The sequence below is a fragment of the Shewanella sp. DC2-4 genome, from assembly GCF_013248875.1.
GTDB lineage: Bacteria > Pseudomonadota > Gammaproteobacteria > Enterobacterales > Shewanellaceae > Shewanella > Shewanella oncorhynchi.
Window position 1 is genome coordinate 3,039,881 of the sequence record NZ_JABRVR010000002.1, and the last position, 14,776, is coordinate 3,054,656.

General features: G+C 46.0%; 16 protein-coding genes. 13 read left to right on the forward strand and 3 right to left on the reverse strand.

Going from position 1 to position 14,776, the window contains the following annotated elements:
- Positions 1–4: 4 nt before the first annotated feature.
- The 7 genes from HQQ92_RS14000 (at position 5) to HQQ92_RS14030 (ending at position 5,562) form a co-directional block, all read left to right on the forward strand.
- Positions 5–1,411, forward strand: a complete 1,407-nt coding sequence (locus tag HQQ92_RS14000; protein ID WP_173246140.1) for an FAD-dependent oxidoreductase — start codon at positions 5–7, stop codon at positions 1,409–1,411.
- A gap of 323 nt (positions 1,412–1,734) precedes the next feature.
- Entirely contained in the window at positions 1,735–2,445 is a 711-nt protein-coding gene (locus HQQ92_RS14005; RefSeq protein ID WP_173246143.1) for a 5'-methylthioadenosine/adenosylhomocysteine nucleosidase, read from the forward strand.
- 22 nt (positions 2,446–2,467) lie between these two features.
- Complete coding sequence (locus tag HQQ92_RS14010) at positions 2,468–3,457, forward strand: cobalamin biosynthesis protein (RefSeq protein ID WP_028760845.1); 990 nt, start codon at positions 2,468–2,470, stop codon at positions 3,455–3,457.
- Positions 3,458–3,513: 56 nt separating this feature from the next.
- Positions 3,514–3,891, forward strand: coding sequence for a DUF2721 domain-containing protein (locus tag HQQ92_RS14015; protein WP_012088590.1), 378 nt, complete (start codon positions 3,514–3,516; stop codon positions 3,889–3,891).
- Positions 3,888–4,514: a trimeric intracellular cation channel family protein gene (locus HQQ92_RS14020; protein WP_173246146.1), complete on the forward strand. Its 627-nt coding sequence runs from the start codon at positions 3,888–3,890 to the stop codon at positions 4,512–4,514. The genes HQQ92_RS14015 and HQQ92_RS14020 overlap by 4 nt, the downstream gene beginning before the upstream one ends.
- Position 4,515: 1 nt before the next feature.
- The gene (locus tag HQQ92_RS14025; protein ID WP_028760847.1) at positions 4,516–5,007 is read left to right on the forward strand and encodes a nuclear transport factor 2 family protein; all 492 of its coding nucleotides are present in this window, start codon (positions 4,516–4,518) and stop codon (positions 5,005–5,007) included.
- Positions 5,008–5,133: 126 nt separating this feature from the next.
- Positions 5,134–5,562 carry a hypothetical protein gene (locus HQQ92_RS14030; protein WP_028760848.1) on the forward strand — a complete coding sequence of 143 codons (429 nt, stop codon included), beginning with the start codon at positions 5,134–5,136 and terminating at the stop codon, positions 5,560–5,562.
- Positions 5,563–5,661: 99 nt separating this feature from the next.
- Here the strand turns inward: HQQ92_RS14030 and tyrS are convergent, their stop codons facing one another.
- Positions 5,662–6,855 (reverse strand): tyrosine--tRNA ligase, encoded by a 1,194-nt coding sequence (tyrS, locus tag HQQ92_RS14035; RefSeq protein WP_173246149.1) that lies wholly within the window; start codon positions 6,853–6,855, stop codon positions 5,662–5,664.
- A 126-nt stretch (positions 6,856–6,981) separates the two neighbouring features.
- On the opposite strand from tyrS, the gene HQQ92_RS14040 reads away from it, so the two are divergent.
- From HQQ92_RS14040 to HQQ92_RS14060, 5 genes are all read left to right on the forward strand, one after another.
- Positions 6,982–8,388: a peptidoglycan DD-metalloendopeptidase family protein gene (locus tag HQQ92_RS14040; RefSeq protein ID WP_173246152.1), complete on the forward strand. Its 1,407-nt coding sequence runs from the start codon at positions 6,982–6,984 to the stop codon at positions 8,386–8,388.
- A 20-nt stretch (positions 8,389–8,408) separates the two neighbouring features.
- Positions 8,409–9,518: an anhydro-N-acetylmuramic acid kinase gene (locus HQQ92_RS14045; protein ID WP_173246155.1), complete on the forward strand. Its 1,110-nt coding sequence runs from the start codon at positions 8,409–8,411 to the stop codon at positions 9,516–9,518.
- Positions 9,519–9,952: 434 nt separating this feature from the next.
- Entirely contained in the window at positions 9,953–10,648 is a 696-nt protein-coding gene (aqpZ, locus tag HQQ92_RS14050) for an aquaporin Z (RefSeq protein WP_173246158.1), read from the forward strand.
- 164 nt (positions 10,649–10,812) lie between these two features.
- Positions 10,813–11,193: a DUF2750 domain-containing protein gene (locus tag HQQ92_RS14055; RefSeq protein WP_028760853.1), complete on the forward strand. Its 381-nt coding sequence runs from the start codon at positions 10,813–10,815 to the stop codon at positions 11,191–11,193.
- A gap of 25 nt (positions 11,194–11,218) precedes the next feature.
- Positions 11,219–11,668, forward strand: coding sequence for a hypothetical protein (locus HQQ92_RS14060; protein WP_173246161.1), 450 nt, complete (start codon positions 11,219–11,221; stop codon positions 11,666–11,668).
- Positions 11,669–11,783: 115 nt separating this feature from the next.
- Here the strand turns inward: HQQ92_RS14060 and erpA are convergent, their stop codons facing one another.
- Entirely contained in the window at positions 11,784–12,134 is a 351-nt protein-coding gene (gene erpA, locus HQQ92_RS14065; RefSeq protein ID WP_006080742.1) for an iron-sulfur cluster insertion protein ErpA, read from the reverse strand.
- Positions 12,127–12,930: a DUF6776 family protein gene (locus HQQ92_RS14070; RefSeq protein ID WP_173246164.1), complete on the reverse strand. Its 804-nt coding sequence runs from the start codon at positions 12,928–12,930 to the stop codon at positions 12,127–12,129. The genes erpA and HQQ92_RS14070 overlap by 8 nt, the downstream gene beginning before the upstream one ends.
- 74 nt (positions 12,931–13,004) lie before the next feature.
- Here HQQ92_RS14070 and HQQ92_RS14075 point away from each other — a divergent pair, with 74 nt between their 5' ends.
- A complete protein-coding gene (locus HQQ92_RS14075) occupies positions 13,005–14,729 on the forward strand; it encodes a chloride channel protein (protein WP_173246166.1) in 1,725 nt (574 codons plus the stop codon).
- Positions 14,730–14,776: the final 47 nt, after the last annotated feature.

Sequence of the window (14,776 nt, forward strand, 5' to 3'; positions counted from 1 at the left end):
GCGCATGAGTAACGATTTTCAATTTATTGAAGTGGGTCGTAAAGACCCCGCTAAACACCCTGCGGCTAAACGTGCGACTCAGTTTATTGAGATCTATCAGCCTTTTGCTCAGCCTCAAGTGGCTGAGCAAGCGGACCGCTGTTTAGATTGCGGCAATCCTTATTGTGAGTGGAAGTGCCCGCTACACAATTATATTCCTAACTGGCTCAAGCTAGCGGAACAAGGTCGCATCATGGAAGCGGCAGATTTAGTACATGAGACCAACACTCTGCCCGAAATCTGCGGCCGTGTTTGTCCACAAGACAGACTCTGTGAAGGTGCTTGTACTCTGAACGACGACTTTGGCGCTGTCACTATCGGTAATGTCGAAAAATACATTACCGACACAGCGATCGCCCAAGGCTGGCGCCCCGATATGAGCAAGGTCACGCCACGCCCTGAACGAGTGGCGATTGTCGGTGCGGGTCCTGCGGGTTTAGGCTGCGCGGATATTCTGTCTCGCAACGGTGTTAAAGCTGTGGTCTTTGATAAATATCCACAAATTGGTGGTCTACTCACCTACGGTATTCCGTCTTTTAAACTCGACAAAGCCGTTATGGCGACCCGTCGCAGTGTATTAGAAGGCATGGGCATTGAGTTCAAACTCGGTGTCACTGTCGGTAAGGACATCCCATTTACTAAACTGCTCGAAGAATACGATGCCGTCTTCCTCGGTATGGGCACCTATACCGCGATGAAAGCAGGCCTTGAGGGTGAAGATGCCCAAGGCGTATACCAAGCCCTGCCCTATTTGATTGGTAACACCCATCATTTAATGGGCACCCAGAATACTGAAACGCCCTACCTGAACCTTGAAGGTAAACGTGTGGTGGTATTAGGCGGTGGTGATACTGCGATGGATTGTGTGCGCACAGCCGTCAGACAAGGTGCCAGCAGCGTAGTCTGTGCTTACCGCCGGGACGAGGCCAACATGCCAGGCTCACGTCGTGAAGTGCAAAATGCGCGGGAGGAAGGCGTTAACTTCCTGTTTAACCGTCAACCTGTGGCGATTAAAACCCAAAATGGCAAAGTGATCGGCATTGAATGCGTCGAAACAGCCATGGGCAAGGCCGATGCAAGCGGTCGTCAACGCGCCGAAGCGATTACTGGTAGCGAACAATTGCTCGAAGCCGATGCCATTATTATCGCCTTTGGTTTCCAACCTAGCCCAGCACCTTGGTTTGCCGAACACGGTATCGAGCTCGATCAATGGGGCCGAGTCAAAGCGAGTAAGTTAGATGAAAACCCATTCCAAACCACCAACCCGAAGGTGTTTGCCGGTGGTGATATGGTGCGTGGTTCTGACTTAGTCGTGACAGCCATTGCCGAAGGTCGCGATGCCGCCCAAGGTATTCTTAATTACTTAGACTAAGCGCTATAGATTAAGCGCCAACGTGTTTGTTTTACAGGTAAAAAACATTTTACCCTTGTCATTTTAACAAGCACTCCAATGGCTGGACTCGTGCAAACGAGTTCAGCCATTGGCTAGTGACTTATCGCAATCGGTTGATGGATAAAATAGATAGATGAAAGCGTGCATCTTAGGAGCGCACTTTTTTCGTTAACCCTCCCGCGTTTTACCCCGCGATTATCAAGCAATCCCAATCTCGCCATAACGACTGCATAAAACTGTGTGGTATATTAGCCAGCATTCCCGTGTCCCACTCTTTAAGTGTTGAATCAAAAAGGTCTCCCATGAAAATTGGAATTATTGGCGCAATGGAGCCAGAAGTCGCTCACCTGATCGCCGCCATGACAAATGCGACATCGCAAACCATTGCTGGTATTGAATTTATTGCTGGTACTCTCGCGGGTAAAGACGTAGTAGTGACTCGCTCAGGCATAGGTAAAGTCGCCGCAAGTATTGCGACCACGCTACTCATCGAAAAATATGCGCCGGATGCGGTGATCAATACTGGTTCTGCCGGTGGTTTTGTGGATTCGCTGGCCATTGGCGATATCGTGATTTCTTCTGAAGTGCGTCACCATGATGTGGATGTCACCGCCTTTGGTTATGAAATTGGCCAAATGGCGCAGCAACCTGCTGCGTTTATTCCTGCCGCACATTTAGTTGAAGCAGCCAACAAAGCGATTGCTCAACTGGGTGAAGTCAAAGCGATTGAAGGTTTGATTTGTACTGGCGACAGCTTTATTTGCGATCCTGTTCGCACCCAAGCCATGCTCAAAAACTTCCCGACTATGGCTGCCTGTGAGATGGAAGGCGCGGCAATCGCTCAAGTTTGTCATCAGTTTGGAGTGCCATTTGTGGTGATCCGCTCTTTATCGGATAACGCCAACAATGACTCGCCAGTGGATTTCGACTCTTATATTGTCAAAGCGGGTTATCACTCGGCTCTGATGGTGATGTTGCTGCTTGAGCAACTGAATCCTAGCGCAATAAAATAATCACTTAAGTGGAAAGTACCGAATGCACACCTCTTTTTATCAACAACTTGTCGAGATAGATGGCGCTTTGTTTGAAGGCTTTTTGGTACTTTTTTTTGCTTTGTTATTGGCGCGGTTAGCGCCATTACCACGGGAAATGCAGCCGCTTATTTGGTTTGGCCATTTAGCTAAGCAACTCGCCGCCAAGGTAAATCGCCCAGAACGCTCTCCAAGCCAACAAGCCACAGCAGGCTTTTTAGCTATGATGCTGTTACTGTTTCCGTTTTGGGCCATTATCACCTTTTTGCTCGAACTGGCCGCCTTTCCATGGTTTTTCGAATTTTTGGTGCTTTATCTATGCTTAACCGATGCAGGGTTTAGCCAAGTCGCCGATGAAATCGCTAAAGCCTTAAAACGTGGAGACAATGCCAGCGCAAAAAAGCTTTTACAGCCTTGGGTAGTGCGCGATACCGATAGTTTGTCGGAAATCGGCCTAGCCAAAGCCACCATAGAAAAACTCGCCACAGCGCCTATTTACGGCACAGCATCGACCATTTTCTTTTTCGCTATTGCTGGAGCACCGCTAGTGCTAGCTGTGCGAATGCTCAAACAACTCGAATTGAGCTGGCCGCCCATTCAACCAAAGTATCAACATTTCTGCAGTACTGTGAATGGTGTATCGATTATCTTGCTGGCGATTCCGGCTTGGTTGTGGAGCCTGTCGCTCGCCATTCAAGGCGGGCCTAAGGCGTTTGCAAAACTTTTTAGAGCCCCTAAAAATCATCACGCTATTCGAGGTTATGTTCTCAGTGTGAATCTCGTGGCCAGTATTTTGAGAATCGAGCTCGGTGGACCACAGAAGTTTGCTGGCGTGCGTATCAATGTGGATAAATTGTGCTACGGTCCGCAGCCAACCTGTGATGACATCACGCCTGCAATTAAGCTGACCTCACGTGCCTGTGCTATCTGGTTTAGCTTTATCATTATACTGCCCTTGTTATGGGCAAGTTTACGTTGGTTACAAAGCCTGTGATATGATGCCGCATTATCTCAACGTGAAGTTAAAGGCTGACCATCTTGCTCGAAAACATGCATGTTTCATTAACAACACCTGCGTTGTTATTTCCTGCTATCTCATTGTTATTATTAGCTTATACCAATCGTTTTTTTGCCTTAGCCGCATTAATCCGAAATTTAAGCAATGGTGAAAAACCCGTACATAAAGATCAAATTAAGAACCTGAGCCAGCGTATTACTATCATTCGTCGAATGCAGGAAGCAGGCGTGTCAAGCTTTGCCCTATGCGTACTGTGTATGATTTTTATCTATATAGGCTTTAATAAAACCGGCTCAGTGATTTTTGGCGCTAGCCTACTGCTCTTGCTCTATTCACTGATTTTATCTGTGATTGAAATCCGCATCTCTGTTGACGCATTAAATATCCATATCAAAGAGATGAGTAAATGAGCCAGTGGATCTACTTTTTTGATTTATGGGGTACCGCTGTATTTGCATTATCCGGCGCACTTGCCGCTGGACGCCATAGAATGGACCCCTTTGGCGTTATCGTGCTCGCCTCGGTTACCGCTGTCGGTGGTGGCAGTATTCGTGATGCCTTAATTGGTGCAACGCCAGTGTTCTGGATCCGCGACCCGAATTACATCATAGTGATCCTCGCGACCGTGCTCGTCTGTTTGCTATTAGTCCGTCGCCCTCGTAAGGTACCCGAGTATATTTTACCCGTCGCAGATGCCTTTGGATTGGCCCTCTTTACCGTGATAGGTGCTGAAAAGGCCCTCAATATGGGCTTGAGTGGGATGATTGCCGTCGTAATGGGCTTGATCACTGGCGTGGGAGGAGGCATTATTCGAGACTTACTGTGTAGACAAGTTCCTATGGTCTTACGCACAGAAGTCTATGCCACAGCTTCGATCATAGGTGGTATCGGCTATACCATGAGCTTAGCCTACGGTATGGGCGAAAAAATGGCGCTGTTTCTGGCGATGGCCAGTGCCCTGTTAATCCGCTTAAGTGCCATCAAGTGGCATCTTTCATTACCGGCCTTTGATCTCAAGACCAAGAGGGAATAGTTTGCGAATATTGTGTTTTATTTTGTGCCTCATTTTTGTTCCAGCCCTCAATCCTGCAGCGGCGCAAGCCAACTCAGGTGAAATGCCACAAGAACAGCAGCTAGCCGTAAAATATATGAATGCGCTGACTGAACACGACTATAAGACACTGCGAAAATTCTATAACCGCGAAAGCGTCTTCTTCGACAAAACCGCCAACCGTAAATACACTGGCGGCCGCTTCATCATCGACTTCCTTGAGCGCGCCCACGAGGGCGTGCTCGAGTACAACTTCAACATAGAACATATGTATAACGCAGGCTCTTTAGTAGTGATGATAGGTAACTATCATTTCAAGGGTCCAGGTGAACAATTTGGCAAACCGGGGAAAATCATCGATGTTGCGATACCTGGTGTGACAAGCCTTAAGATCGACATGCTCAATCGCAGAGTAACGGAACATGTCGACCTAATCGATTACCAGACCATGTCAGACCAATTAGCGATGCAGTAGTCACAAAATTTATCCGTCTTTGAAACTTGATCCCTAAAAACGAGTCGAAACTAACAATGAGTCAATACCACTGCGTATTTCACCTTTGAAAAATTGACTGAGCCGTTTCGTTTCAATGAGGTTTGTATGAAGTTTTTTGGATTGATAGCCCTTCTCGCCCTTAATGGCTTAATACTGGCCCCCAAAGCACAGGCTTTACAGCCCATTATCGTTTCCTACGCCGTTCAGCCTGTAAGTCATTTTAATCAACAACTACGTACCGCTCAGGCGCAACATCAGCCTTGGTCGGAAGATCCCAATAAAATCAGCAGCCAATATGCAGGCAACAAATTTACTTTAGTGCGAACTCAAACCAATAAAGATGGCATTTTGACCTATCAAGTGAGCGAACTTTCCAAGCAGCATCCACAGATGCTGTTGATTATCTCACTGAAACAAAACGCTAAACTTTGGCAGGTAAGTTCGGCCCAATTGGCATGGAAATGCAGTGGCGGGCAACACTTTGGCACCGACAGATGTAATATCGCCGAGCATGAGGCCAACACAGCGCCTTAATCTTGTTTTGTGAAAAGATTCAAAAACAAAGAGCGCCCTAAGGCGCTCTTTTTGTTCGTTTAAACTTACTGTAGCGTAAACCTAACTAAACCAACGTCACTATACCAAAGTCACTTTGGCAAACTTACGTTTACCGACTTGGAATACAGCAACAGTACCCGCGAACAAAGTCATACGGCTATCTTCTAGCTTTTCGCCGTCCATCTTCACCGCGCCTTGCTTGATCATCCGCATCGCCTCTGAAGTCGACGACACTAAGTCTGCGTCTTTCAACAGATTGGCAATCGCAATACCTTCACCCGCAACTAACTCAATTTCTTCGATATCATCGGGGATCATGCCCTTAGAACGATCGACAAAGGCTTGATGCGCACTTTCGGCAGACGCTGCATCGTGGAAACGTGTGATAATTTCCTTAGCTAAGGCGATTTTAATGTCACGTGGGTTAGACCCATTCGCCACATCTTGCTTAAACTGTTCAATTTCAGCCAGTGGGCGGAATGACAGTAGTTCAAAGTAGCGCCACATCAAGTCATCCGAAATTGACATCAGCTTGCCAAACATTTCGTTGGCAGGTTCGCTCACGCCAATATAGTTATGCGCCGATTTAGACATTTTCTTCACGCCGTCTAAACCTTCGAGCAGCGGCATCATGATCACAGCTTGTGGCTTTTGGCCTTCGGCTTTTTGCAGTTCACGGCCCATTAACAGGTTGAACTTTTGATCTGTACCACCCAACTCAACATCGGCCTGCAGCGCAACTGAGTCATAGCCCTGAAGTAAAGGATACATAAACTCATGAATCGCAATCGACTGACCCGAGGCATAACGCTTCTTAAAGTCATCACGCTCCATCATACGAGCCACAGTTTGCTTAGACGCGAGACGGATCATACCAGCGGCGCCCAATGGCTCTAACCAGCTTGAGTTGAATTCGATACGAGTCTTAGCAGGATCGAGGATCTTGTAAACCTGTTCTTTATAGGTTTCCGCGTTCGCTAAAACTTGTTCACGGGTGAGCGGCGGACGTGTGCTATTTTTACCACTTGGGTCCCCCACCATACCAGTAAAGTCACCAATCAAAAAAATGACTTCATGACCTAACTCTTGGAATAATCTTAATTTATTCAAGATTACAGTGTGTCCAAGATGGATATCCGGAGCGGTAGGGTCAGCGCCTAACTTAATACGGAGTGGACGTCCTTCTTTGAGTTTTTCCAGCAGATCCGCTTCGAGTAAAATCTCATCGGTACCACGTCTAATTTCTGCTAATACTTGGTCTAAATCAGCCATCTCGGCAGGGACTCCTAAGGCCATGATCATAAAATGAAGAGACTTATGTTACTTGTTAGCCACCACAATTGAAAGTGTGTACACTAACGGGATTATTTAAGTCTCTGGTTATTGGTATCGGCGTCAATGGGAAAGGTTATAACGTTATTTAAATTGTTGCCTAAAAAGCATCAAATTCTCCTTAGCATTCTTTCAGTTATCACAATGATAACCATGCTTCTACCTTCTGAAGAAGCGCAAGCTTCAAGACAAACCACTAGCATTGATGACCAAGCTCAAATCAACACCCGTTATGATGTGCCCTTAGCTTTTCGCTCGCCTGAACGCCCTGAGTTGCCAGAAGGTCAAACAGATAATGCTCCGACAACGGCTGAACCGTTATCCTCACCCGATGCGCTTGCTGCAGGTGGAGTCAATAATCAAGCCGCAGGATCCCACGAAAGCGCTCTTCACAGAGATGTCGAACATTTTAACGTCAAAAATGGTGATACTTTAGCTGCGGTATTTGATCGCGCTGGCTTAACCAGCAAAGATGTTTATGAAATCACCCAGTTGCCTTTAGCCAAGCAAAACTTACTTAAGATAATGCCGGGCGAAGAAATTGTGATTTCAAAGGATGCAAACGGTAATTTGACTGAAGTGCGTTATCGGGTCGATGCTATTTCCACGCTAGTCATCACTAAAAGCCAAGAGCAATACAACGAAAAAATCTCCGAAAAGGATGTGGAAATCCGCAACCATTTCACCAGTGCCAAAATTAAGAGCAATTTCTGGAATGCCGCCGTCGATGCAGGCATGTCTGCCAACCAGATATTACAATTATCGACCGTATTCGGCTGGGATATCGACTTTGCCTTAGACTTACGCGAAGGCGACAGCTTCGCCATTATTTACGAGCAAGAATATGCCGATGGTGAATTTTTGCGGAATGGTAATATCTTAGCTGCAGAATTTGTTAACCAAGATGAGCGCTATACTGCCATTCGCTATACCGACGGTAACTATTATTCCGAAAATGGCACTAGCATGCGTAAAGCCTTCCTGCGCTCACCGGTCGATTTTAAGTATGTCAGCTCCAACTTTAACCCAAGACGTTTGCACCCAGTGACAGGCCAAGTCAAAGCCCATCGCGGTGTAGACTATGTCGCAGCCATTGGCACGCCCATTAAAGCTGCGGGTAGTGGACGCGTTATTGAGTCTGGTTATAATCAATTCAACGGTAACTATGTGTTTATCAAACATAACGATACCTATACCACCAAATATCTACACCTCACAAAACGTAATGTCAGCAAAGGCGCCAACGTTAAGCAAGGACAAATTATTGGTACTTTAGGTAAAACAGGCCGTGTCACTGGGGCTCATTTACATTACGAATTTATCGTCAATGGCGTACACCGCAACCCGAGAACGATTACGCTACCGAAATCCGAATCAATTGCGAGAAAAGAAAAAAATCAATTCGATGCACTTAGCAAGCAATTGATGACTACACTTTCGCAAAACAAGCAAACGCAATTGGCAATGCAATAACGACGGATGGATTCCTCCCAATGAAAAACGCTTATTATATTGGACTGATGTCAGGCACCAGCATGGACGGTGTCGATGCAGTATTGGTCGACTTTTCAGGCGCGCAGCCGCAGCTTATCGCAAGTCATACCGAAGCTATTCCGAGCCATTTACTCAAAGGTCTACAGCGCCTGTGCTTACCCAGCTCAGATGAAATTAACCGCCTCGGCCGTTTAGATCGAAATGTGGGTCAGCTATTTGCCTTAGCAGTCAATAATCTGATGGCTAAATGTGCTATTGCGAAAGAAGATGTCATCGCCATTGGTAGCCATGGTCAAACTGTGCGCCATATGCCAAACCTCGAAGTGGGTTTTACCTTACAAATAGGCGATCCTAATACTATTGCGACCGAAACAGGCATAGATGTCATTGCCGATTTTCGTCGCAAAGATATTGCCCTTGGTGGGCAAGGCGCGCCCTTAGTACCCGCATTCCACCAGCAAACCTTTGCCCAAGTCGGTAAAAAACGTGTCATCCTCAATATTGGTGGTATTGCCAATATCACCTATCTGCCGGGCAATAGCGAAGAAGTCTTAGGCTTTGATACAGGGCCAGGCAACACCTTAATTGATGCCTGGATGCAACAGGTTAAAAGTGAACCCTTCGATAAAAATGGCGAATGGGCTGCATCCGGAAAAACTGATGAAAGCTTATTAACTCAGTTGCTTTCGCATCCGTATTTTTCCCTTGCTTACCCTAAAAGCACTGGTCGCGAACTGTTTAACCAAGCTTGGTTAGAGCAGCAATTATCGCCCTTTAATCATTTAGATGAAGAAGATATTCAATCAACTTTATTGGATTTAACCTGCCACAGCATAGCCCAAGACATTATAAAACTATCCAATGAAGGGGAATTATTCGTCTGTGGCGGCGGTGCATTTAATGGTCAACTGATGCAGCGTCTTGCAGCCTTATTACCAGGTTATAAGCTGGATACTACCTCGGCCCTTGGCGTCGATCCTAAGTGGGCAGAAGGCATCGCCTTTGCCTGGCTCGCCATGCGCAATCACTTAGGTTTACCCGCTAATCTCCCTGCAGTAACAGGCGCATCCCGTGAAGCCATACTCGGCGGACGATTTAGCGCTAAGTAATTGGCCGTCGCAAAATACTAAAGCGATAACCTAAACAAGAGCTTCTACATGAAGCTCTTGTTGTCTTTAAAAGACAAACTAATCTTTCCCCCCTCTTCCAGCCTAAATTTCTCAAGAAAATCAGCAGCTATTTTAAAGCCATCTATTCTTAATTACTGAAGCATTTAGTGACAGAAGCATGAGTAAAAAAGTTTCGTCACTGAAGCTTAATCAAGTCTCACTATAGTAAAAACGGATACAGGATATTGCTATAAACAGCTCAAACACTTAGGAATAGCCTCATAGGCGTTCAATAAGAAACTGGTTTTAAGGGAACTCATGTCTACAGCGCGATTTTGCTCACTCAGACAAGATCCGCTAATAGGCAGGTAAATTAGGAATAAAGACGCACTGATTAACAAACAAGCGTCTTTAAAAGAATAGGAAATCAAACAATGAACATGTCACAAAAAATGGCGGCAGAATTTCTCGGCACCTTGTGGTTAGTCCTTGGAGGGTGTGGTAGTGCTGTACTTGCCGCCGCATTTCCAGAAGTAGGCATAGGCTTACTCGGCGTCGCTTTAGCTTTTGGATTAACCGTATTAACCATGGCCTTTGCGATTGGCCATATTTCAGGTTGTCATCTCAACCCTGCAGTGTCATTCGGCCTTTGGGCTGGGGGACGTTTTCCGGCAGCAGAATTATTGCCCTATATCGTAGCCCAAGTCGCGGGTGGAATTGTTGGCGCAGGCATCTTGTATCTCATCGCTTCAGGACAAGAGGGATTTTCACTCGCGGGCGGATTTGCCTCTAACGGTTTTGGTGAGCATTCACCAGGTGGCTATAGCATGCTGTCGGTGATGATTTGTGAAATCGTTATGACACTGTTCTTCTTGATTATTATTTTAGGAGCCACCGATGAGCGAGCGCCTAAGGGATTTGCCCCAATTGCCATAGGGTTAGGTTTAACCTTAATTCACCTTATTAGTATTCCTGTGTCCAATACTTCGGTGAACCCAGCGCGTAGCACAGGCCCTGCACTGTTTGTCGGTGACTGGGCGGTATCACAACTCTGGTTGTTCTGGGTAGCACCGATTGCCGGTGCCATTTTGGCGGGCTTTATCTATCGCTACTTCCACGCGGCAGAATAAAAGCCGAAGATCTAACACAACAGCGCTCTCTTGGCGCTGTTGTTCTTTTTCTAATCCCGCTCTAATGTTACCATTTAGCCAACTGGCGAATTTTGCTGTGCCCTAGGTTTTTACATTAGAGACACAACAGGCTTCGCCCTATCCAAGCAAAAGAGATATTTTTCATGAGCAAGACTGTTAAAAACCTCGCTGAGACAGCAGCAATGACGCCAGAAGCCCGTTACGATTACCTCGTTGAACAAGTTAAAGAACACAAAATACTTTGGACATTACAAGATCAAGACGGTTGCGTGATGTTAACCACTGAAGAAGAAGATTGCATCCCAATGTGGCCAACCGAAGAAGCCGCTGATTCTTGGGCTGTGGATGAATGGAGTGATTGCCAAACGTTAGCGATTCCACTCGACGAATTTCACGAAAGATGGGTGCCAGGCATGGAAGATGACGACCTCTTTGTCGCCGTATTCCCAGTATTAGATGATTTAGGTGTGGTAATCCCACCTTATGAGTTAGATCAAAGATTAGCGCCTAAGCAAAGCCACTAATCGCTATCGCTAAACGAGAATGCCTATGAGCGAGCAAAAATCGGCGATACCGACATCAGAGGCAAGTACAGCCCTGAGTCAACACTTTCCGAAACGACTCATTGCCCTATTGCTAGTGTATGTTGTTGCGTCAGTGAGTGGCTTAATCGCTAAGCAAGGGGTGTTATTTTGTCTGCTAACCCTCCTGATGGTGATTGCCATTATCGGTCGGCAAAAAGCAGGGCTTATCATGCTGCGCGGCTACACAGTCGTGCAGCTTGGATTGATTAGCATGCTGCCAGTGATCATGTACGATCCGGGCAACTTAGTGGTAGGTCCAACGACAGTTTACTTAGGTGAATGGCAGGGAAAACTGCCTGACTATGTGATTTTTATCACTTTGATCGTCTTGTCATTACTGCAAGTTTGGATAGCCTTTGATAAAAAGGTAAAGGCATGGTTTAAACCTAAGCTTAACCTGAACATCATGAGCTAAGCTCTTGTAGAAAATAAATTTAGCCCAACAAAAAGCCGTCATTGCGACGGCTTTTTTGATCTCACTCCACGCCTAAAAAGATGCAAAGTTAGTCATCATTAAACAGAAAAACTTTTTACACAGAGAAACTAGCACCACAGCCACAAGTTGTGGTTGCGTTAGGGTTTTTCACGAAGAAGCGAGAACCTTCCAGTCCTGAAGTGTAATCCACTTCACCACCGACCAAATATTGTAGGCTCATAGGATCGACAACCAAGAGAACACCTTGTTTTTCTATCGTAAAATCGCCGTCATTGACCTTTTCATCAAAGGTAAAGCCGTACTGAAATCCAGAACAACCACCACCAGTCACATAGACTCGTAGCTTAAGTGCAGGATTTTGCTCTTCTTCCAGCAAACCTTTCACCTTAGCGGCTGCCGCATCGGTAAATTGGATTGGCATTGCTGTATCAGCTTGATCAGTCATTACTACCTCTTACATCAGTTTTCTGGGGCAAATTATCCTTTACCTGACTGTTTTGTTCAAGTATTACCCGTGGTTCTTTTTTACCCTGTAATAACTCAGGGGCACTATAGACATGTTCGGTCTGCGAATTCTTAGTCCAGCGGCTCGAAGGCACCAGCACTTTGACTTTCACTTGTTGTAAATTAAAGCCAGCAGGAACAGTAACCTTGGTATCTATGACTTGAAAATAACGAAAATCAAATTCCAACTTAGAACCCGTGAGTTTGTTCACACTCAAGCTAACAGATTTGCCATCTTGCACACCAATGAGCGTCAATTCAGTTCGACCTTGAATCGCTTGCTTACGTTTTTGCAACTGAGTCAACACCAACTTGAGATGGTATTCATCGGCCAAAGCGCCCGGCGTCATTTCAAGTCCGTGAATAGCGACACCTTCAGCATTATCATCCGGTGTCATAATGCTGCGGTAAAACGCCAGTTCATGTTCCAATTCTTTTTGCTTTTTCATTTGCTGGCCAAACATTTCTTGCATTTGGGTATTAGCCTCTCGCTCGACGGACAGCTCTAAATTTCGGGTTGCAAGTAGTTGGGTCTGTGCCTCTAACTCAGCGGTCAAGCGTTGAGTCTTGCTGCTGATATGCTTAACAACAGGCTCATCGCTGCTTAATAGCAGAAAACTTATCCAAGCCCCAAAAAGAATAGAAACTAACACTAAAAGCGATAAATATACTGAAGATGGACGATACTTGAGATCCATCACTTGCAGCCGATCTAGCCAACGATGATAATTTGGCATTAGGTAACAGCCCCTTATATAAAATACAATCAACTCAAGAACGAGTTCGATACAATACAACTCAGGCCAATGTAGTGCAATTAACGATAAATAAAGTCGCTATCCAACATGCCATCGTCACAGCCAAAAAGTATTTAACCAATGAGCTACGTGACCATTTATCTCAAGCGCGCATCAGTGCACAGCTGTGCATACTGGCACTGTTATTTGCTGTTTTTGCATCCTGTGTGATCTTACTGTTTCGACTCTTGCTCGTTTGGGCTAATCATTACACCCAAATACAGGCGCTGGATTTTACGGGGAACGTCGCCGACTGGCGAGCCCTGTTACCCCTTTTAGGCGCAATATTAATTTGGATAGTGGCGAATTTGGGCTCCAAACGCTACAAACGTATGGGAATAGCCTATGTGTTACATAGAGTTAAACTGCATTATGGTAAAATCCCCCTACAATCCGCCGCTGGGCAATTTTTTCAAGCACTCTTTGCCCTTGGCACAAATTTCTCAGTCGGCCGTGAAGGTCCAGCCATTCATCTGGGTGCTGTCAGCGCCAGTTTTCTTGCTGAAAAATTCAATCTTCCCGATAATAGCGTACGCATCATGTGTGCCAGTGGCATTGCAGCAGGGATTGCCGCAACGTTTAACGCGCCCTTGGCGGCGGTGATTTTTGTACTCGAAGTGATAGTACGTGAATATAAAATCCATTACTTTTTCCCGATTATGCTATCAGCAATTTGTGGCGCAGTTTCAAGCCAACTGGTGTTTGGTAATGTGCACGAATTTGACCGTATTCAAGTGATCCACATTCCCTTAGACCATTACCCTATTCTCGCCATTGGCGGCGTGGTATTAGGCTGCGCCGCGGCGCTGTTTAATTACTCACTCTTAAAAGTCACCGCGACGGGTCAAAACTGGCCACTCATTTACCGACTATTACTGGCGGGCAGCGTCACCACCTTAATAGGTCTAGTATTGCCACAAGCCCTTGGCACAGGCGATCTCGCTATTGGCGAAGCCATTAGCCAACATCCAAGCCTATTGCTGTTAATCGCCCTATTATTTGCCAAAATCATTGCCACTATTGCGGCGATTGGCTTAGGTATTCCCGGCGGTTTAATTGGTCCACTTTATGGTATCGGCGCGCTGCTCGGGGCGATTTTGGCGCTGATCAGCGCTATCTTATTCCCGTCCATCGCCCCTTATGTAGGGCTTTACACTGTGATCGGCATGACAGCCATGATGGGCGTGTGTTTAAGCGCGCCGCTGGCCGCCTTAGTCGCCCTGTTAGAAATGACTAATGACGCCAGCATTATTTTACCGGCAATGTTTGTAACAATTCCGGCTTTTTTAATTGCTTATCAGGGTTTTAAGACCGACTCCATTTTCTTTAAGCAATTAGAAATTATGGGACTAGGTTATAAGGTCGCCCCCGTGAATTTAGCACTGCAGAAAAAAGGCGTACGAGCCTTAATGGATAAACGCTTTGTTATCGTCAATAACAACGATGAATTGTTACTCGAAGTGCTAAAACGCGCCGAAGGTCGCCCTGTGCTAGTCCGCAATGCCGATGGCATTATCGAAATGCTTAGTCTTGAAATGCAATCCTATGATGACAGTACCACGCTATCACGCCATCCCATGCAAGGGCTAAGCGACAGCACCACCCTCAATGAAGTCTATTCACTATTGTCGCCCAAACGCTGCGGTGAGGTGTTTATCTATCAAGATACACCAGACAATGTGGTTGGGGTGATCAGTTGGTCGAACCTACAACATGAGATTCGTTCAGGCCAAGCCTAATATCGCTTCAAAATCTAGCCGCTATTCAATACCTAATTTTGATTCAA

Bases quoted from the DNA above. Each gene is read 5' to 3' on its own strand.
- HQQ92_RS14010 (WP_028760845.1), top strand. From the start codon at position 2,468: ATGCACACCTCTTTTTATCAACAACTTGTCGAGATAGATGGCGCTTTG.
- HQQ92_RS14045 (WP_173246155.1), top strand. From the start codon at position 8,409: ATGAAAAACGCTTATTATATTGGACTGATGTCAGGCACCAGCATGGAC.
- HQQ92_RS14055 (WP_028760853.1), top strand. From the start codon at position 10,813: ATGAGCAAGACTGTTAAAAACCTCGCTGAGACAGCAGCAATGACGCCA.
- HQQ92_RS14000 (WP_173246140.1), top strand. From the start codon at position 5: ATGAGTAACGATTTTCAATTTATTGAAGTGGGTCGTAAAGACCCCGCT.
- aqpZ (WP_173246158.1), top strand. From the start codon at position 9,953: ATGAACATGTCACAAAAAATGGCGGCAGAATTTCTCGGCACCTTGTGG.
- HQQ92_RS14005 (WP_173246143.1), top strand. From the start codon at position 1,735: ATGAAAATTGGAATTATTGGCGCAATGGAGCCAGAAGTCGCTCACCTG.
- HQQ92_RS14015 (WP_012088590.1), top strand. From the start codon at position 3,514: ATGCATGTTTCATTAACAACACCTGCGTTGTTATTTCCTGCTATCTCA.
- HQQ92_RS14060 (WP_173246161.1), top strand. From the start codon at position 11,219: ATGAGCGAGCAAAAATCGGCGATACCGACATCAGAGGCAAGTACAGCC.
- HQQ92_RS14030 (WP_028760848.1), top strand. From the start codon at position 5,134: ATGAAGTTTTTTGGATTGATAGCCCTTCTCGCCCTTAATGGCTTAATA.
- erpA (WP_006080742.1), bottom strand. From the start codon at position 12,134: ATGACTGATCAAGCTGATACAGCAATGCCAATCCAATTTACCGATGCG.
- tyrS (WP_173246149.1), bottom strand. From the start codon at position 6,855: ATGGCTGATTTAGACCAAGTATTAGCAGAAATTAGACGTGGTACCGAT.
- HQQ92_RS14020 (WP_173246146.1), top strand. From the start codon at position 3,888: ATGAGCCAGTGGATCTACTTTTTTGATTTATGGGGTACCGCTGTATTT.
- HQQ92_RS14070 (WP_173246164.1), bottom strand. From the start codon at position 12,930: ATGCCAAATTATCATCGTTGGCTAGATCGGCTGCAAGTGATGGATCTC.
- HQQ92_RS14040 (WP_173246152.1), top strand. From the start codon at position 6,982: ATGGGAAAGGTTATAACGTTATTTAAATTGTTGCCTAAAAAGCATCAA.